The 17,083-nt window shown below is 73.1% G+C and carries 18 protein-coding genes; 9 read left to right on the top strand and 9 right to left on the bottom strand.

Going from position 1 to position 17,083, the window contains the following annotated elements; genetic code table 11:
• The first annotated feature begins 209 nt into the window (after positions 1-209).
• The 4 genes from V5O46_RS05940 (at position 210) to V5O46_RS05925 (ending at position 2,475) form a co-directional block, all read left to right on the top strand.
• The gene (locus tag V5O46_RS05940; RefSeq protein WP_332883368.1) at positions 210-713 is read left to right on the top strand and encodes a YbaK/EbsC family protein; all 504 of its coding nucleotides are present in this window, start codon (positions 210-212) and stop codon (positions 711-713) included.
• The gene (locus tag V5O46_RS05935) at positions 710-1,555 is read left to right on the top strand and encodes an EamA family transporter (protein ID WP_332883367.1); all 846 of its coding nucleotides are present in this window, start codon (positions 710-712) and stop codon (positions 1,553-1,555) included. The genes V5O46_RS05940 and V5O46_RS05935 overlap by 4 nt, the downstream gene beginning before the upstream one ends.
• A gap of 82 nt (positions 1,556-1,637) precedes the next feature.
• Positions 1,638-1,913: a DUF1876 domain-containing protein gene (locus tag V5O46_RS05930; RefSeq protein WP_332883366.1), complete on the top strand. Its 276-nt coding sequence runs from the start codon at positions 1,638-1,640 to the stop codon at positions 1,911-1,913.
• A 190-nt stretch (positions 1,914-2,103) separates the two neighbouring features.
• On the top strand, positions 2,104-2,475 hold the full coding sequence (locus tag V5O46_RS05925; protein WP_332883365.1) for a hypothetical protein: 372 nt from the start codon (positions 2,104-2,106) through the stop codon (positions 2,473-2,475).
• Positions 2,476-2,565: 90 nt separating this feature from the next.
• On the opposite strand, the gene V5O46_RS05920 is transcribed toward V5O46_RS05925, so the two are convergent.
• The 6 genes from V5O46_RS05920 to V5O46_RS05895 form a co-directional block, all read right to left on the bottom strand.
• Positions 2,566-3,768, bottom strand: coding sequence for a serine hydrolase domain-containing protein (locus V5O46_RS05920; RefSeq protein WP_332883364.1), 1,203 nt, complete (start codon positions 3,766-3,768; stop codon positions 2,566-2,568).
• A 74-nt stretch (positions 3,769-3,842) separates the two neighbouring features.
• On the bottom strand, positions 3,843-4,289 hold the full coding sequence (locus tag V5O46_RS05915; RefSeq protein WP_332883363.1) for an organic hydroperoxide resistance protein: 447 nt from the start codon (positions 4,287-4,289) through the stop codon (positions 3,843-3,845).
• Between the two features lie 89 nt (positions 4,290-4,378).
• Complete coding sequence (locus tag V5O46_RS05910) at positions 4,379-4,834, bottom strand: MarR family winged helix-turn-helix transcriptional regulator (RefSeq protein ID WP_332883683.1); 456 nt, start codon at positions 4,832-4,834, stop codon at positions 4,379-4,381.
• Between the two features lie 50 nt (positions 4,835-4,884).
• Complete coding sequence (locus V5O46_RS05905; protein ID WP_332883362.1) at positions 4,885-5,655, bottom strand: energy-coupling factor ABC transporter ATP-binding protein; 771 nt, start codon at positions 5,653-5,655, stop codon at positions 4,885-4,887.
• On the bottom strand, positions 5,643-6,404 hold the full coding sequence (cbiQ, locus tag V5O46_RS05900) for a cobalt ECF transporter T component CbiQ (protein ID WP_332883361.1): 762 nt from the start codon (positions 6,402-6,404) through the stop codon (positions 5,643-5,645). The genes V5O46_RS05905 and cbiQ overlap by 13 nt, the downstream gene beginning before the upstream one ends.
• A gap of 1 nt (position 6,405) precedes the next feature.
• Positions 6,406-7,461 (bottom strand): energy-coupling factor ABC transporter permease, encoded by a 1,056-nt coding sequence (locus V5O46_RS05895; protein WP_332883360.1) that lies wholly within the window; start codon positions 7,459-7,461, stop codon positions 6,406-6,408.
• A gap of 178 nt (positions 7,462-7,639) precedes the next feature.
• Here V5O46_RS05895 and V5O46_RS05890 point away from each other — a divergent pair, with 178 nt between their 5' ends.
• Positions 7,640-8,029 carry an SsgA family sporulation/cell division regulator gene (locus tag V5O46_RS05890; protein WP_332883359.1) on the top strand — a complete coding sequence of 130 codons (390 nt, stop codon included), beginning with the start codon at positions 7,640-7,642 and terminating at the stop codon, positions 8,027-8,029.
• A gap of 12 nt (positions 8,030-8,041) precedes the next feature.
• On the opposite strand, the gene V5O46_RS05885 is transcribed toward V5O46_RS05890, so the two are convergent.
• Entirely contained in the window at positions 8,042-9,652 is a 1,611-nt protein-coding gene (locus V5O46_RS05885; RefSeq protein WP_408648931.1) for a penicillin-binding transpeptidase domain-containing protein, read from the bottom strand.
• Positions 9,653-9,783: 131 nt separating this feature from the next.
• The gene (locus tag V5O46_RS05880; RefSeq protein ID WP_332883357.1) at positions 9,784-11,421 is read right to left on the bottom strand and encodes a penicillin-binding transpeptidase domain-containing protein; all 1,638 of its coding nucleotides are present in this window, start codon (positions 11,419-11,421) and stop codon (positions 9,784-9,786) included.
• Positions 11,422-11,650: 229 nt separating this feature from the next.
• On the opposite strand from V5O46_RS05880, the gene V5O46_RS05875 reads away from it, so the two are divergent.
• Positions 11,651-12,760: a hypothetical protein gene (locus tag V5O46_RS05875; RefSeq protein ID WP_332883356.1), complete on the top strand. Its 1,110-nt coding sequence runs from the start codon at positions 11,651-11,653 to the stop codon at positions 12,758-12,760.
• Positions 12,761-12,782: 22 nt separating this feature from the next.
• Here the strand turns inward: V5O46_RS05875 and V5O46_RS05870 are convergent, their stop codons facing one another.
• Complete coding sequence (locus V5O46_RS05870) at positions 12,783-14,528, bottom strand: dolichyl-phosphate-mannose--protein mannosyltransferase (protein WP_332883355.1); 1,746 nt, start codon at positions 14,526-14,528, stop codon at positions 12,783-12,785.
• A gap of 61 nt (positions 14,529-14,589) precedes the next feature.
• Here V5O46_RS05870 and rsmI point away from each other — a divergent pair, with 61 nt between their 5' ends.
• From rsmI to V5O46_RS05855, 3 genes are all read left to right on the top strand, one after another.
• Positions 14,590-15,447: a 16S rRNA (cytidine(1402)-2'-O)-methyltransferase gene (rsmI, locus tag V5O46_RS05865; protein WP_332883354.1), complete on the top strand. Its 858-nt coding sequence runs from the start codon at positions 14,590-14,592 to the stop codon at positions 15,445-15,447.
• 249 nt (positions 15,448-15,696) lie between these two features.
• Positions 15,697-16,116, top strand: a complete 420-nt coding sequence (locus tag V5O46_RS05860; protein ID WP_332883353.1) for a hypothetical protein — start codon at positions 15,697-15,699, stop codon at positions 16,114-16,116.
• A 47-nt stretch (positions 16,117-16,163) separates the two neighbouring features.
• Entirely contained in the window at positions 16,164-17,048 is an 885-nt protein-coding gene (locus V5O46_RS05855) for a TatD family hydrolase (RefSeq protein WP_332883352.1), read from the top strand.
• Positions 17,049-17,083 lie beyond the last annotated feature (35 nt).

The raw sequence follows: 17,083 nt of genomic DNA, 5'->3' as shown, positions 1-17,083 counted from the left end.
CGCGTGAGCGGAGATCTTGCACCTGGCCCGGGCACCGGGGGCTGCTGCCGTGCCCCGGCCGCAGAGCCGAGGCTGCGGATCGAGACCGGGACTCTACCAAACTGCGCTCGGCGGCAACTCCGTCGGCGGCAGACCGGGAACAACCCGTCGAGAAGGTCGGGCCGGTACCACGGTCACCCTCGACGGAAAACCTCAGTAGCGTGACCTGCATGACGATCACTGGAGGTTCCGCCGCAGCCCACCCCCGCTTCGCCGAGGCCCTGCACACGCTCGGTCTCGGCGATCTCGCCGGACGGATCCGGCGGTTTCCGGAGGCCACCCGGACCGCCGCCGAGGCCGCCGCGGCGATCGGGTGCGAGCCGAGTCGGATCTGCAAGTCGCTGATCTTCGCCGCCGACGGGGTGCCCGTACTGGTGCTGATGGACGGTGCCTCGCGGGTCGACCTCGAACGCGTTCGGCAGGAACTCGGTGCCGCCGAGGTCACCCGGGCCGACGCCGCCGCCGTTCGGGAGACGACCGGGTACGCCATCGGCGGGGTGCCGCCCTTCGGGCACCGTACGGCGACCCGGGTGCTCGCCGACCGGTCCCTGCTCGCGCACGACGTCGTGTGGGCCGCCGCCGGGACGCCTCACACGGTCTTCCCGCTGGCGCCGCGGGATCTCGTCGCCCATGCGGCTGCCGATCTGGTGGACGTGCGCGAACTCTCCTCGTGACGCCGCTGGTCACCGCGGCCGTCCTGCTGGCGGCGGTGACGCACGCCGGCTGGAACGCGATCGCCCACCGCATCCCCGACAAGCTGACCGGGTTCGCGCTGATCTCGGGCGGTGGGCTGCTGATCGGGGCCGCGCTGGTGCCGTTCACCACCTTCCCGGCGGCGGCGGCCTGGCCGTACCTCCTGGCCTCCGCCGCAATCCACATCGCCTACTACGCGCTGCTGATGCGGTCCTTCCGGCTGGGGGACTTCGGGCAGGCCTACCCCATCGCGCGCGGCTCCGCACCGCTGCTGGTCACCGTGCTCGCCGCGGTCTTCGCCCACGAGGTGCCCGACGGCCCGGCGGTCGCCGGGATCCTGCTCGCCTGCACGGGGCTGACCGGCGTCGCGCTGTGGGGGCTGCGCGGTCGGCGGCCCGACTGGGCGGCGATCGGCGCGGCCCTGGCCACCGGCGCGACGATCGCCGGGTACACGGTGGTCGACGGGCTGGGCGTGCGTGCCGCGGGGTCTCCGCTCGGCTATATCGCCTGCCTGATGGCCGTGCAGGGGGCGGTGATCCCGCTCTGGTTCCTGTACCGGCACCGGGCCGGCGGCTGGGCGCTGCTGCGGCCGCACGCCCGGCTCGGACTGCTGGGGGCGGGCATGTCCGTCGCCGCCTACGCCCTCGTCCTGTGGGCCCAGACCCGTGCCGAGCTCGCACCGATCGCCGCGCTCCGGGAGTCCTCGGTCCTCGTCGGCGCCGCGATCGGGGCGGTGTTCTTCAAGGAGCGGTTCGGCGTTACCCGGATCGTGGCGGCCGGGCTGCTGGTGGCCGGTATCGGGCTGATGCTGCATGCGGGATGAGGCGTCGTCCGGTGCGGGCCAGTGGGTGCGTACGAGGCGGGTGAGGAGCACCCTGGAAGCAACGGTTCCGGAGGTGATCGTCATGATGCACACCACAGTGGGATGGCATGTCGAGCTGGAGTTCATGGAGGACGACCAGCACACCCGCGCGGCGGCGCTGGTGCGGCTGCCCGACGGCACCGAGGTACGGGCCCAGGGGCACGCCAGCCGCCACCACACCGACGCGAATCAGCCGCGGGTCGGCGAGGAGATCGCCGGGGCCAGGGCGCTGAACGAGCTGGCGATGCAGTTGCTCACCAAGGCCCACGGTGAGATCGACGAGGCGTCGGGCCGCATCTCACATCCCATCCACGTCTGACATCCAGGGCTGGCATCCACGTCCGACACCGGCGTCCGACATCCAGCCGCGTCCGGCATCCCGTCCGTGCCGGACCCCGCCCCGGGACGGGTGAAGGGAGGCCGTACACACCAACCGGTTGAGCCGGGAGGGACGCCCCGCCCGCTAGGAAGATCTGCGACAGCGGCGATCTTCGAGAAGGGCGGTACGAATGCGTACCACCATGCGGCGGGCGGGCGCCGTCGTGCTCCCGGTTCTGGTCCTGGCAGCCCTGCTCGCCCCCGGAGCGGAGGCGTCCGGATCCGCGGACGCCTGGGTCACGGTCGGTACGCCGCCGCCCGGCAGCACCCTGCAGACCGTGCAGGGCACGAGGGACCGGGACGGCAACTGCGCCTTCGCCCTCTCGGCCGTCCTCGCCCCCGGCGAGACGGCGGTCCGCGGCGACCAGGTCCGCGTCGACCCGGCGACCTGTGTGACCGAGGTGGCCGTCACCCGGGACGGAGCACCGAGGCGCACGTCGACCGCAACACCGTCCAGGGCACCTGGGACGGCCGGCTGCTGGGCCACTGGCGGACCTGGGTGACAGGCAGCTGCGCCGGTTCCGCCGCCTTCCACTACGAACTGCGCCGCACTCTCTGAGCAGCCGCGGCCGGCCCGCGAAGGGCCCGCCCCCTCAGCCCGTGGCCGTGGCCGTCCGCACCGCCCGGACCAGCGCCTGCGCCCGGGGGTCGGCCGTCACGGTCCGGCGGAAGCCGTTGGTGACATAGCCGAAGGCGATGCCGGACTCCGGGTCGGCGAAGCCGAGGGCGCCGCCGCGGCCGGGGTGACCGAAGGAGCCCGGGGCGAGCAACGGGGAGGCGCTGCCGTGCAGCATGTAGCCGAGCCCGAACCGGGTGTTCACCACCAGGACCCGGTCCGGGCCGGCCGATTCCTCGGCCCGGGCGAGCTCCACCGTGTGCGGCCCGAACAGCCGTACGCCGTCGACGTCGCCGATGAGAGCGGCGTAGAAGCGGGCCAGCCCGTCGGCCGTGGCGACGGCGTTGGTCGCCGGGAGGGCCGCCGCGCGGTACGCGGGGTCGTTCTGGTCGGGGAAGGGCGTGATCGCGGCGAAGGCGCGGCGGGTGAGGGAGGCGGGGTCCTCGTAGGCCTCGGTTACCGTGCGCTTGGGGCGCAGCCGCAGCCCGCCGGAGGGTTCCGGGTCGTCGACGGGGCCGACGCGGCCCGCCCTGCCCGCCGCCTCCTCGGCGGCCGGCAGCCCCAGCCACAGGTCGAGCCCGAGCGGCCGGGCGATCTCGTCGGCGATCCACTCGCCGGTACCCCGTCCGCCGGTCACCCGGCGCACCAGCTCGTCGAGCAGCCAGCCGTAGGTGAGGGCGTGGTAGCCGTGGCCGGTGCCCGGTTCCCAGACGGGGGCCTGCGCGGCGAGGGCCTCCGGGCCGCGCCGCGGATCGAGCGCCTCCTCAGGGGCGAGCGGGGAGTCCAGCACGGGTACGCCGGCCTGGTGGTTCAGCAGGTGCCGGACCAGGATCCGCTCCTTGCCGTGCGCCTTGAACTCCGGCCAGTACGCGCCGAGGGGCGCGTCCAGGTCCAGGTCCCCGCGCTGGTGCAGCAGCAGCGGTACGGCGGCGGCGACGCCCTTGGTCGCCGAGCGCACCACCTGGGCCGTGCCGCGCTCCCAGGGTGCGGTGCCGTCGACGTCCCGGGTGCCGGCCCACAGGTCGACGACCGGGCGGCCGTCCCGGTAGACGGCGACCGCGGCGCCCCGGTCGCCGAGCGCCGCGAAGTTCCGGGCGAACGCGTCCCTCACCGGCTCGAAGCCCTCGGCCACGGTGCCGTGCACGACCGCGCCGGCGCCGCCCGTGTCTGTGCCGTCCACCGTTCTGCTCTCCTTGGGTTCGCCTGCGACGGTGGTGGCAACCATCGCCTCTCGCCTGCGATTCCTGGGTGGAGCTACCCCAGCACAATCGTTACATCGATGTTGCCGCGGGTCGCGTTCGAGTACGGGCAGACCTCGTGGGCGGCGTCCACCAGCCGGGCGGCGAGATCCGGGTCCAGCACCGGCAGGGAGACGCTGAGGGCGACCGCGAGGCCGTAGCCGCGCTGCCGGTTGGGGCCGATGCCGACCTTCGCGGCGACCGTGGAGCCGGCCAGGTCGTAGCCCGCGCGATGGCCGACCAGGATGAGGGCGTTGTGGAAGCAGGAGCTGAAACCGGCGGCGAACAACTGCTCCGGGTTGGTGCCGTCGCCGTCCCCGCCCAGCGCCGCGGGCATCGCGACCTTCAGCTCCAGCTGCCCGTCGTGGGTGGTGACATAGCCGTCCCGGCCACCGTGCGCGGTGGCCTCGGCGACATACATGATCTTCGTCGGACGGGTGTCGACGGCGGTGCTCTCGGTCATGGGCGGCCTCTCCCGGGAACCAGTGCGCGCAATATCATCGTGCACAAGGTACTTGCCGGTAGTGGCGACCCTGCGGCCAGGGCCCGGTGTCAGCGGGTGCGGTCCGCCGCCGCCTCCTCGGCCCGGTCCGCCAGCCGCCACAGCTCCTCGCGCAGCCGGACGATCTCCGGCCCGCCCAGCCCGGTCGCGGCCAGCAGCGCGCCCGGTACCCGCGCCGCCCGTTCCCGCAGCTGTTCCCCGCGCCCGGTCGGCGCGACCAGCACCGACCGCTCGTCCTGCGCCGACCGCTCCCGGCGCAGCAGCCCGGCCGACTCCAGCCGCTTCAGCAGCGGGGAGACGGTGCCGTAGTCCAGCCGCAGCGCGCTCGCCAGGTCCTTGACCGTGGTCTCGCCGCGCTCCCACAGCAGCAGCATCACCAGATACTGCGGATAGGTCAGGCCCAGCTCGTCGAGGAGCGGCCGGTAGGCGGCCGTCACCGCGCGCTGCGCCGCGTACAGCGCGAAGCACAGCTGGTCGTCCAGCAGCAATGAGCCCTCGGCGGGCAGCGGGCCTCCGGCCGGCGGTGTGCCCCCGGCCCCGTCGGTCTCCTCGTTCGTCACGCGGTCATTCTGGCGGAGCGCGGATCGAAGCCGAAGGGCAGCTCCAGCCGGTGCGCCCGCATCAGCCCGGCGTCGGCGAGCAGCTCGGAGGTGGGGCCGTCGGCGGCGATCACGCCCTCGCTGAGCACCAGAGAGCGGGGGCAGAGCTGCAGTGCGTAGGGCAGGTCGTGGGTGACCATCAGGACCGTGACGTCCAGCGACAGCAGGATGTCGGCGAGTTCGCGGCGGGAGGCCGGGTCGAGGTTGGAGGACGGCTCGTCCAGGACCAGGATCTCCGGCTCCATGGCCAGTACGGTCGCGACGGCCACCCGGCGGCGCTGGCCGAAGGAGAGATGGTGCGGCGGCCGGTGCTTGAACTCCGCCATGCCGACCCGGGCCAGGGCCCGGTCCACCCGCGCCTCCAGCTCCGGGCCCTTCAGCCCGGCCGCGGCCGGGCCGAAGGCCACGTCCTCCCGCACGGTCGGCATGAAGAGCTGGTCGTCCGGGTCCTGGAAGACGATGCCGACCCGGCGCCGGATCTCGGCCATGTGCGCCCGGTCCACCGGCAGCCCGGCGACCGTCACACTCCCGGCCCCGCCGGTCAGGATGCCGTTGAGGTGCAGCACGAGGGTGGTCTTGCCGGCGCCGTTGGGACCGAGCAGGGCCACCCGCTCCCCGCGCGCGATCGAGAAGTCCACGCCGAAGAGGGCCTGGTGCCCGTCGGGGTAGGCGAAGGCGAGGCCGGAGACCTCGAGGGAGGCGGTGGTCGCGTCAGTCACAGGGTCCATCCCAGCAGACAGACCGCGAGCGCCGCGGCGGGGAGGGTGAGCGCGTACACCCACTGCGCGCGGGAGGCGGTCACCTCGTCGATCACCGGCATGGCGCCGGAGTAGCCGCGGCTGATCATCGCCAGATGGACGCGTTCACCGCGTTCGTAGGAGCGGATGAACAGCGCGCCGGCCGTCTTGGCCAGCACCGCCCAGTGCCGTACGCCCTTCGCCTCGAAGCCGCGCGACTCCCGGGCGATCCGCATCCGGCGCATCTCGTCGGTGATCACGTCTCCGTACCGGACCATGAAGGAGGCGATCTGCACCAGCAGCGGCGGCAGCTTCAGCCGCTCCAGCCCGAGCAGCAGCTCGCGCAGTCCGGTGGTGGCGGCGAGCAGCACCGACGCGGCCACCCCCAGGGTGCCCTTGGCCAGGACGTTCCAGGCGCCCCAGAGCCCGCCGACGCTGAGCGACAGGCCGAGCACCTCGATCCGCTCGCCCTCGGCGACGAACGGCAGCAGCACCGCGAAGGCCACGAACGGCACCTCGATCAGCAGCCGCTTCAGCAGGAACCCGGCCGGGACGCGGGCCACCGCGGCGACCGCCGCCAGCAGCACGGCGTACAGGCCGAAGGCCCACATCGCCTCGCGCGGGGTCGACACCACGACCACCACGAAGGCGAACGCGGCGGCCAGTTTGGTGTGCGGCGGCAGCCGGTGCACGGGGGAGGTGCCGGGTCGGTGGAGCCGGTGGGCGTGGCCCGCGCCCATGTCAGACGCTCGTGCTCGCGGGGGAGGAGTCCGCGGTGCGCCGCCTGCGCACCGCCCAGAACACCGCGGTGCCGCCGGCGACCGTGACCCCGACGCCGATCACACCGGCGAGGCCTCCGGAGAGCCGGGCGTCGTCGACGTCCCTGACGCCGTAGTCGGCGAGCGGGGAGTCGGCGGTGTGGTGCTCCTCGGCGGACTCGGCGAAGCCCTTGTCCTCGGCGACCTTCTCCAGCCCGTCGGGGTCGGCGGAGGCGTAGAAGCTGACGAACCCGGCGAGGACGAGGGAGGTCAGCAGACCGGCCGCCCAGAACCGGCGGGAGGAGGAGCCGCCGGCGGCGGGTGCGGGCGCCGGCTCCTCGGCGGCCGGGGCGTCGACGAGCTCGCCGTTCACCCGCAGCTTCAGCGGACGGGTCAGGCCCCGGGCGCCGTACACCAGGTCCGGGCGTACCGCGACGACCGCGCCGACGGTCAGCGCGGTGATGGCGGCCTCGCCGATGCCGATGAGGATGTGCACGCCGACCATGGCCGTGGTGACCTTGCCGATCGCGATGTCGGTGGTGCCGCCGATCCAGTACAGCAGGGTGAAGGCGAGGGCGGCGGCCGGGACGGAGACCAGTGCGGCGACGAAGGACGCCGCGGTCACCGAGCGCCGGGTGCGCGGCAGTACCTTGACCAGGCCGCGGAAGAGCGCGTAGGCGACGACCGTGCCGACGACCGCCATGTCGGTGATGTTCACGCCGAGCGCGGTCAGGCCGCCGTCGGCGAACAGCACGGCCTGCATCAGCAGGACCACCGAGACGCAGAGGATGCCGGTGTAGGGGCCGACGAGGATCGCGGCCAGGGCGCCGCCCAGCAGATGCCCGCTGGTCCCGGCCGCGACCGGGAAGTTCAGCATCTGCACCGCGAAGATGAACGCCGCCACCAGGCCCGCCAGCGGGGCGGTGCGCTCGTCGAGTTCGCGTCGCGCGCCGCGCAGGCCGATCGCGACGGCGCCGGCGGCGACGACGCCGGTCACGGCGGAGGTCGGGGCATTGATGAATCCGTCAGGTACATGCACGGTTCGATGATGGAGTCAGTTGCAAATGGCTTGCAATAGCTGATGCCAAGCTTTTACTTCCCGCTTATCTCGGCCGTGCCGTCCGGCCCGAAGGGCGTGAACCGGGAAATGTGGGACATTGGAGTAGGGGTGGAACACACAGTTTTCCGACAGGTGGCACAGCGTAAGGGGCCATCCCATGTCCGTGGTCGAGCAGTACGCACAAGCCCATATCCTCACCGACGCGGACGCCCCGGACGAGGACGACGGCGGGGCCGTACCGGTGGTGCTGAGGTACGACCCCGAGGACGACCCCCGTTCCGTGCGGTTCGGCATACCCGAGGCGCTGCCCGGCGCCGTCTCCCGCTCCCGCGAGTGGACCGTCGCCCGGTCCCTGCTGGAACAGGGGCTCAGGGCGCCGGCCGGGTCCGGTGAGATACGGGTGTGGCCGTGCGGACGGGTGCAGGCCGTCGTCGAGTTCCACTCACCGCAGGGCTGCGCGGTGGTGCAGTTCGACTCCAAGGCGCTGCTGCGCTTTCTGCGGCTCACCTACACGGCGACCCCGCAGCAGCAGCCCGTACCGCACTGAGACGCTCCCCGGTCAGCCGCCGGCCCGCAGCAGCGCCGCCACCATCGGGCCCGCGGTCTCGCCGCCGTGCCCGGCGGCCTGGACCACACCCGCCGCGGCCAGGTCGCCCCGGTAGGCGGTGAACCAGCCGTTCGGCTTCTCCTGCCCGTCGACCTCGGCCGAGCCGGTCTTCGCGCCCCGGTCGCCGCCGATGCCCGACATCGCCCCGGCCGCCGTACCGGCCGACGCCGTGTACGACATCAGCTCGCGCAGCTGCGCCAGGGTGGCCGCGGACATGGTGCGCTCGGCCGTGGCCAGCTTGCGGCCGTCCACCGACGGGGCGACCAGATACGGCTGGTGGAAGGCGCCGCTCTGCACGGTCGCCGCCACCGACGCCATGTTCAGCGGGTTCATCCGCACCCCGCCCTGCCCGATCAGCGAGGCGCCCATCGGGGCCGCGCTCTGCACCGGCACCCTGCCGTCGAAGGTGGGCACGCCGACCGACCAGTCGTCCTTCCCCAGCCCGAAGACCTGCTGGGCCTGCTCGGTCAGGTCGTCGTCCGCCAGCTCCGGCGCCTGGCTGATGAAGGCGGTGTTGCAGGAGCGGGCGAAGCTCGTCCTGAAGGTGCCGCCGCTGATCTCGAACTCGTCGTCGTTCTGGAACTTCCAGCCGCCGTACGTGAAGTACTTCGGGCACGGGTGGGGCTCGTCCATCGACGCCAGGCCCTTCTCGATCAGCATCGAGGCGGTGATGACCTTCATCGTCGAGCCGGGGGCCAGTGAGCCCTGGAAAGCGGTGTTGAAGCCGGGGTTGCTGTTGGCCACCGCGAGGATCTCGCCGGTCGAGGCGCGGGTGGCCACCACCGACGCGCGGGCTCTGCCGGCCACCTGCTCCTCGGCGGCGGCCTGCAGCTCCGGGTCCAGGGTCGTCCGCACGGTGCCGGGCGTGCCCTTGCCCACCTCCAGCAGGGTCTTGTCGGCGAGCTTCTGCTCCTTCGACTCCTTGCCGCGCACCACCCGCAGCTCGACCCCGGCCTTCCCGCCGGCCTTCTCGCCGTACCTCTCCCGCAGACCGTCCAGTACCGGACCCAGCGAGGGGTACGCGGCGGTGGTGAGCTCGCCGCCGTCCCGGTCCAGCGCCTTCACCGGCGCCTTCCCGGCCTCCTCGGTGACCAGCCGGTCGCCGTCCCTCAGCTCGGGGTGGACCACGGCGGGCCGCCAGTCGACGCGCGGGGTGCCGTCGCCGCCGCGGACGACGGTCAGCTCGCTGTCGTACGTCAGCGGCTTCGCCGTCTTCCCGTGCTTCACCGTCGCCCTGACGGAGAAGGGGACCGTGTCGCCGGAGGGCTTGCCCGGGGTGAGGGTGACGTCCTTGATCCGGGCGTCCTTCGAGTAGCCGGTGAGCAGGGCGGCGGCCGACTTCGCGTCGTCGGTGGCCGCCGCGGCCCCGGTGACCTCGCCCTCCTGCCAGGCGGTCAGGAACCGCTCGGCCGTCCCGGTGACCTCGGCCTCGGTGAGCGGGCCGGTGCGCACCTTCTCCTCGGCCGCCGTGGACGCCGTCCGGTCGCCGTCCTCCGAGCCCGACCCGCCGTACAGCGAGTACGCCCCGATACCGGCGCCTGCGGCGACGACGGCGGCGATCATCCCGCCGATCACCGCGGGTCTGGTGCTCCGTCGCCCGACGGCGCGCTTCCTGTTGCCCACAGCCACCTGTCCCTCGTCCGTACCCGCTCTCTCCAACGACGGGACACACAGTAGGGTCCCCGCGGTTGCGTTCAGCCACCCGCCCGCAGTACGTCCGCGACGATCGGGCCCGCCGCGTCGCCGCCGTGCCCCGCGCCCTGGGCCATGGCCGCCGCGGCGACATCGCCCCGGAAGCCGGTGAACCAGCTGTCGGACACGTCCTGCCCGTCGACCTCGGCCGAGCCGGTCTTGGCTCCGATGTCCCCGCCGAGCCCGGACATGGCCGACGCGGCGGTGCCCTGGGTGGCGGTGAGCCGCATCATCTGCTTCAGCTGGGCGGCGGTGCTCTGCGGCAGGCCCTTGGCGGTGGCCAGCTGCCGGTCGTCGAGCTCGGGGGAGACCAGATAGGGCTGGCGGAACTCGCCGGTGATCGCGGTCGCCGTCACCGATGCCATGTTCAGCGGGTTCATCTGCACCTTCCCCTGGCCGATGGCACCCGCCGCCCGGTCCGGGCCGCCGACCGCGGGCACGCTGCCGTCGAAGGAGGTGATGCCGGTCTTCCAGTCGTTACGGCCCAGCCCGAACCGCTCCTGGGCCTCCGCCGAGAGCGAGGCGTCGGTCAGCGGCTGCTCGTCGATCAGCTTGATGAAGGCGGTGTTGCAGGACCGCAGGAAGCTGTTGGCCAGCGTGGCGCCCTCGTCCGGCCGCATGCCGGTGAGGTTCTTGAAGGTCTGGCCCTGCCACATCGCCGAATCGGGGCAGGGGGCCGGGCCGTTCATCGACGTGACGCCGTTGTCCATGAGCATCGCCGCGGTGATGATCTTCATGGTGGAGCCGGGCGCGACCTGTCCCTGGAAGGCGGCGTTGAAGCCGTCCGCCCGGTTGTTGGCCACCGCCAGGATCTCGCCGGTGCTCGGCTTCACCGCCACCACCGACGACTCCCCGAACCGCTTCACCGCCCGCTCGGCCGCGGCCTGCACGTCCGCACTCAGCGTGGTGCGCAGCTTGCCGGGCTCGCCCTCGGCCAGCGTCAGCAGCGGGGTGTCGGCGGCGCCGCTCGCGGTGTGCCGGATCACCAGCTCCACGCCGGGCTCGCCGCCGGCCTGTTCGCCGTACTTCTGGCGCAGCGTGTCCAGGATCGGGCCGAGCGAGGGGTACTGGTCCTTCGTCAGCACGGTGCCGCCCCGCCCGACGGCCTCGATCGGCGGGCTCGCGGACTCGGCGGTGAGCAGTTCGTCGCCCTCCTCCAGCTGCGGATGGACGACGGACGGCTGCCAGTCCACCAGCGCCCGCCCGGTGGTCAGCCCGCGCACCACGGTCAGGGCGCTGTCGTAGGCGAGCGGCTCGGACTTTCCGTCGAAGGACACCGTCGCCTTCACCGAGAACGGCACCTTCGTACCGGTCGCGGTACCGGGCGTGATCGTCACGTCCGAGATGTGCGCGTCCTCGCCGTAGGCGGTGAGCAGCGTCCGGGCCGCCGCGTCGTTGTTGGTCAGCGCCGCCGCCCGCGCCGCCTCCCCCTGCTCCCAGGCGGCGAAGAACTCCTGTGTGGTCTCCTTCACCTCGTCCGCGCCCGGCGGCCCGGACCTCTTCGGAGACGCCCCGCCGGCGCCGCCTCCGGAACCTCCGCCGTCCAGCGCGGAGACGATGTTGTAGGCGCCGTAGCCGGCCCCGCCCACCATCACGGCGAAGACGCCGCCGACGACGGCGACCTTGACCCCCCTGCCCATGTGCCGCTTCCCTCCTGTCGGGCCTCCTGCCCGCCCCCGATTCTTGAACGCGTTCAGAATGCAGTCGTGGGTAACACCCTAGGCGCACGGAGTGACCGGCGGTGCGGCTGTGTCCGTTTGTTGGCCGAACGGAGATCCGCCGGACCCCTTCGAGTGGTCGCGGAGCGAGCCGTGCGTGTCTCTCCGGCGGTTCGCCTTCGACCCCGGGGCGGAACGGCAGAATCCCGGCATGAGCAGCCAACTGTCATGGCTTCGCCGACGGGCGGCGAAGAAGGCGGAAGTCGGTCCGTGGGAGCTGCGGGAAGGACTGCGGTCGCGGGCGGCCGAACTCCAGGCCGTCCTGCGGGACCGGAAGCTCGCGCATCCGGACGACACCCCCGAGGGGCGGCGGGTGCACCGGCTCGCCGACGACGCGCTGAACGAGCTGGACCAGGCCGTCGAATCGCTCGACCACGACCACCACCGGCACAAGACGGGCGCACACATCGCGGTCGGCCAGATCCATGTCGACACCGCGCAGAACCTGCTGCTGCGCCTTTCCCGGCCCGACGAGATCGTCCCCATGATGCCGGGCATCCTCGCCATCGTGCAGGCCCACCTCAGTCCGAGCGACCCCCGCCGGGTCCAGGTGGAGATCATCGCCCAGTCACCCGGGGACATCGGCGATCCCGAGCGCGAGATGATCCTGGACGCGGTGGGAGTGGCCCGTCAGACGAGCATCCGGGAGACGCTGCGGGTGCGCAGCTTCGTCAACATCGTCGGCTGGGTGGCCGGGTGCCTGGCCGCCGGGGCGGTGCTGGTCGCCCTGCTGGGGGCCTTCTTCGAGGACACCGTCCCGCTCTGTTTCGCCCCGCAGAATCCCGACAGTGCCGGCTACATGGTGGTCTGCCCGGTGAAGATGGACCCGGAGCCGCGCGCGGACCGCAGCGTCCACCAGAACGAGATGGCGACGACCACGGCCGCCGACTACCTGGTCATCGAGATCGTGGGCCTGGTCGCGGCGGGTATCGCGGCCGCCACGACTCTCCGGCGCATCAAGGGAACCGCGACCCCGTACAACGTCCCGGTGGCTCTCGCACTGCTGAAGCTCCCCACCGGAGCGCTCACCGCGGTGTTCGGCCTGCTGCTGATGCGGGGACACTTCATCCCCGGCCTCTCGGCACTGGACTCGTCCGCGCAGATCATCGCCTGGGCCATCATCCTCGGATACTCGCAGCAGCTCTTCACCCGGCTCGTCGACTCCCAGGCGCAGACCGTGCTGAACGCGGTCGCGGGCCCGAACTCCGCCCCGCCGCAACCGCCCCCGTCCGTGACGGCGACGCCCGCCAGACCCTCCTGACCGGGCGCCGAACCCCGCCCGGCTAGACCCAGGTGTCCAGCCACATCCGCGACCGCCAGTCGTCGATGGGGATGGCCTGGCCCGTGTACAGCGGCCAGAAGTAGATGAAGTTCCAGACGATCAGCAGGACCAGGACGCCCGCGCCCGTCGCCCCCGCCACCCGCCGGGCGTCGCTGGAGCCCGGCCGGCCGACGATCGCGCCCAGCAGCATCGCCACCGCCAGGCACAGGAACGGCAGGAACACGACGGCGTAGAACAGGAAGATCGTGCGCTCCTGGTAGAAGAACCACGGCAGATAGCCGGCCGCGACCCCGCAGACGATGGCGCCCGCCCGCCAGTCCCGCCGGAACGCCCACCGCCACAGCACGTACAGCAGCGCGAAGCAGCCCACCCACCACAGCAGCGGCGTGCCGATCGCCAGCACCTCCCGGGCGCACTTCTCGCCGGCGTCCACCGGGCAGCCGTCCGTGCCGGGCGCGGGCGACTCGTAGAAGTAGGACACCGGGCGGCCCAGGACCAGCCAGCTCCACGGGTTGGACTGGTAGGTGTGCGGCGAGGTCAGACTGGTGTGGAAGTCCAGCACCTGGGACTCGTAGTGCCACAGGCTGCGCAGCCAGTCCGGGAACAGCCAGGACCAGGCGCTGTCCTTGCCGTCGGTCGCCGCCCAGTTGCGGTAGTAGCCGCCCGAACCGTCCGCGGGGGAGAGGATCCAGCCCAGCCAGGACACGGTGTAGGTGACCAGCGCCACCGGGACCGTCGCCAGGAACGCCAGGCCCAGGTCGTGCTTGAGCACGGCCACGCGCGGCCGGCGGGCGCCCGCGATCCGGCGCGCCGCCACGTCCCACAGCACCGCCATGACGCAGAACGCCGCCATGATGTACAGGCCGTTCCACTTGGTGCCGATCGCCAGCCCCAGCATCAGGCCCGCCGCCCAGCGCCACGGGCGCCACCCCAGCCGGGTGGTCTCCGCGACGTGCGCGTCCGGGCGGACCCGCCCGTCGGCGTCGGCGGGCAGCGCGGCGGCGAGCCGCTCGCGCGCCCGGTCGCGGTCGACCAGCAGACAGCCGAACGCCGCCAGCACGAAGAACACCAGCACGCTGTCCAGCAGCGCGGTCCGGCTCATCACGAACGCCAGCCCGTCCACCGCCAGCAGCGCACCCGCCAGACAGCCCAGGAACGTCGAGCGGAACAGCCGGCGCCCGATCCGGCAGAGCAGCAGCACCGACAGGGTGCCGAGCACCGCCGTCATGAACCGCCACCCGAACGGATCGAACCCGAACATCCACTCGCCGAGCCCGATGACGTACTTGCCGACCGGCGGATGCACCACGTACGCCGCGTCCACCGGGATCGGGACGTCACCGCCCGATCTCAGGATCAGATCGTTGGCGTTCTTGTCCCAGTTGACCTCGAAGCCGCGGTGGATCAGCGCCCAGGCGTCCTTGGCGTAGTACGTCTCGTCGAATATCACCGCCTTCGGGCTGCCCAGGTTCCAGAACCGCAGCACCCCCGCCAGCAGCGTCACCAGCAGCGGCCCCAGCCAGCCCGACCAGCGCACCACCCGGGCCGCCAGCGGCCTCGACAGGCCGAGGAAGACCCACAGCCGCGGGCCGGGCCGGGTGTACGGCGGCACCAGCCGGGCCCGTACGTCGTCGCCCCCGGCGCCCGCCGCGTATCCGAAGCGGCGCAGCCGCTGCTGCCAGGAGGGCCGCCGGTCGTGCGGCGCCTGGTCCTGCCGGGTGTCCATGGAGGACGCGGTACTGGTCACCGCGCCATCGTAGGGAACCCGTCTGTGCGAGTCGCGTCCTTGCCCCTGCGAGGATGGAAACGTGACAGTCGCACCCGGAACCCTGGTCCTCGCCGGCACTCCCATCGGGAGCATCGCCGACGCCCCGCCCCGGCTCGCCGAGGAACTGGCCGGCGCCGACGTCGTCGCCGCCGAGGACACCCGGCGGCTGCGCCGGCTCACCCAGGCGCTCGGCATCGCCCCCAAGGGGAAGGTGGTGTCGTACTTCGAGGGCAACGAGTCCGCCCGGACGCCGGAGCTGGTGGAGGAACTGGTCAACGGCGCGCGCGTGCTGCTCGTCACCGACGCCGGCATGCCGTCGGTGTCCGACCCCGGCTACCGGCTGGTCGCCGCGGCCGTCGAGCGGGACGTCCGGGTCACCGCGGTGCCCGGACCGTCCGCCGTGCTCACCGCGCTCGCCCTGTCCGGGCTGCCGGTCGACCGGTTCTGCTTCGAGGGGTTCCTGCCGCGCAAGGCCGGCGAGCGGCGCGCGCGGCTGCGCGAGGCCGCCGACGAGCGCCGCACCCTCGTCTACTTCGAGGCACCGCACCGTCTCGACGACACCCTCGCCGCCATGGCCGAGGTGTTCGGCACCGGCCGGCGGGCCGCCGTCTGCCGGGAACTCACCAAGACCTACGAGGAGGTCCGGCGCGGCCCGCTGGCCGAGCTGGCCGCCTGGGCCGCCGAGGGCGTGCGCGGCGAGATCACCGTCGTCGTCGAGGGCGCCCCGGACAAGGGGCCCGAGGAGGTCGGCGCGGACGAACTGGTGCGCCGGGTGCGGGTCCGCGAGGAGGCCGGCGAGCGGCGCAAGGAGGCCATCGCGGCGGTGGCCGCCGAGGCCGGTGTGCCCAAGCGGGAGGTGTTCGACGCGGTGGTCGCCGCCAAGCGCGCCGCGGAGTGAGCCGGTCCCGGCCGGGGAGCCGCCCGGGCGGTGCCATTGGAGGCTGCCGCCCCGAGAGCGGACCGACGTAGACCCATGGGCCGGCAGTCGTCCGCCCATGGGCGGGCAAAGCGGCGGGAGGCCCGGACAAGGAACGCCCAAGACGGGGCCAACACTCGACAGGTCGAGTGCCTCCGGGCCGGCGGAGGAGTCCACTGGGAGACGGGACGCGACCGTCCCCACGCCCTCCAGCGGACCACAGGAGCCGGCATGAGCGAGATCACAGGGCAGCCCGGACTGCGCGCCGGGGCCACCGCCGTCGTCCAGGAGTCGTATTCCTTCGCCTGCATGCGCTGCGGGCACGGCTGGGAGCAGTCGTACGAGATCCAGCACCACACCGATGCCGGGGGCAGGGAGTTCGTGCTGTACGTGGCGGACGGCCAGGTGGTGCCCTCCCCGCTGACCCGGCCCGCCTGCCGGAACTGCGACGGCCACGTGGTGCGCATCATGCGGCCCGGCCGTGTCGCCGCCGCCCGCCGGGCCGGGCACCACCCGCACCGGGTGCCGGCGCAGACCGGACCGGTCGAGGCGCCCCGCCCGGCCGCGGAGCGGCCGGAGCCGGTCCGGCACGGGCACTGGCATCTGTCCGACCTGCTGCACGCCCTCCACCTGCACCGCAGGGCCGGCTGAGGTCCTTCCCCCGACTCGCGCCGCGCCCGCTTCCGTAGGATCGGGGCATGCCTTCGAACACCTCGGCCGACCGGAACGCCGCCCCGCCGCTGCCCGAGCCCCTGCGCGTGCCGGTCGCCGACTCGCACACCCACCTCGACATGCAGTCCGGCACCGTCGAGGAGGGCCTGGCGAAGGCCGCGTCGGTCGGGGTGACGACGGTCGTCCAGGTCGGATGCGACGTACGGGGCTCGCGGTGGGCGGCCGAGACCGCCGCGGCCCACGCGAGCGTGCACGCCGCCGTCGCCCTGCACCCCAACGAGGCGCCCCGCATCGTGCACGGCGATCCCGACGGCTGGTCGAGGCAGGGGGCGCGCGAGCCCGGCGGGGACGCCGCGCTGGACGAGGCGCTCGCCGAGATCGACCGGCTGGCGGCCCTGCAGCAGGTCAAGGCCGTCGGCGAGACCGGCCTCGACTACTTCCGCACCGGCGACGAGGGCAAGGACGCCCAGGAGCGCTCCTTCCGCGCCCACATCGAGATCGCCAAACGGCACGGCAAGGCCCTGGTCATCCACGACCGCGACGCCCACGCCGACGTACTGCGCGTCCTCAAGGAGGAGGGCGCCCCCGAGCGCACCGTCTTCCACTGCTACTCCGGCGACGCCGAGATGGCCGAGGTCTGCGCCCGCGCCGGGTACTACATGTCCTTCGCCGGAAACGTCACCTTCAAGAACGCCCGGAACCTGCGCGAGGCGCTCGCCGTGGCGCCGCCGGAGCTGGTCCTGGTGGAGACCGACGCACCGTTCCTGACCCCGGTGCCCTACCGGGGGCGGCCCAACGCGCCCTATCTGGTGCCGGTCACGGTGCGCGCGATGGCCGCCGTGCGCGGCATCGACGAGGACGCGATGGCGACGGCCCTCGCGGCCAACACTGCACGCGCGTTCGACTACTGACTCTCGCGCCACGTAGTCGCGTCGCTTTGGAGAGT

The sequence above is a fragment of the Streptomyces poriticola genome, assembly GCF_036689765.1.
In the GTDB taxonomy this organism is placed as follows: Bacteria; Actinomycetota; Actinomycetes; order Streptomycetales; family Streptomycetaceae; genus Streptomyces; species Streptomyces poriticola.
This window is presented reverse-complemented; position numbering and strand designations above follow the sequence as displayed.

What these genes read in the sequence shown, in the direction of transcription:
- V5O46_RS05930 (WP_332883366.1), top strand. Translation starts at nt 1,638, where the DNA reads ATGATGCACACCACAGTGGGATGGCATGTCGAGCTGGAGTTCATGGAG.
- V5O46_RS05860 (WP_332883353.1), top strand. Translation starts at nt 15,697, where the DNA reads ATGAGCGAGATCACAGGGCAGCCCGGACTGCGCGCCGGGGCCACCGCC.
- V5O46_RS05890 (WP_332883359.1), top strand. Translation starts at nt 7,640, where the DNA reads ATGTCCGTGGTCGAGCAGTACGCACAAGCCCATATCCTCACCGACGCG.
- V5O46_RS05905 (WP_332883362.1), bottom strand. Translation starts at nt 5,655, where the DNA reads ATGGACCCTGTGACTGACGCGACCACCGCCTCCCTCGAGGTCTCCGGC.
- V5O46_RS05875 (WP_332883356.1), top strand. Translation starts at nt 11,651, where the DNA reads ATGAGCAGCCAACTGTCATGGCTTCGCCGACGGGCGGCGAAGAAGGCG.
- V5O46_RS05915 (WP_332883363.1), bottom strand. Translation starts at nt 4,289, where the DNA reads ATGACCGAGAGCACCGCCGTCGACACCCGTCCGACGAAGATCATGTAT.
- V5O46_RS05885 (WP_408648931.1), bottom strand. Translation starts at nt 9,652, where the DNA reads ATGATCGCCGCCGTCGTCGCCGCAGGCGCCGGTATCGGGGCGTACTCG.
- V5O46_RS05855 (WP_332883352.1), top strand. Translation starts at nt 16,164, where the DNA reads ATGCCTTCGAACACCTCGGCCGACCGGAACGCCGCCCCGCCGCTGCCC.
- V5O46_RS05925 (WP_332883365.1), top strand. Translation starts at nt 2,104, where the DNA reads ATGCGTACCACCATGCGGCGGGCGGGCGCCGTCGTGCTCCCGGTTCTG.
- V5O46_RS05880 (WP_332883357.1), bottom strand. Translation starts at nt 11,421, where the DNA reads ATGGGCAGGGGGGTCAAGGTCGCCGTCGTCGGCGGCGTCTTCGCCGTG.
- cbiQ (WP_332883361.1), bottom strand. Translation starts at nt 6,404, where the DNA reads ATGGGCGCGGGCCACGCCCACCGGCTCCACCGACCCGGCACCTCCCCC.
- V5O46_RS05940 (WP_332883368.1), top strand. Translation starts at nt 210, where the DNA reads ATGACGATCACTGGAGGTTCCGCCGCAGCCCACCCCCGCTTCGCCGAG.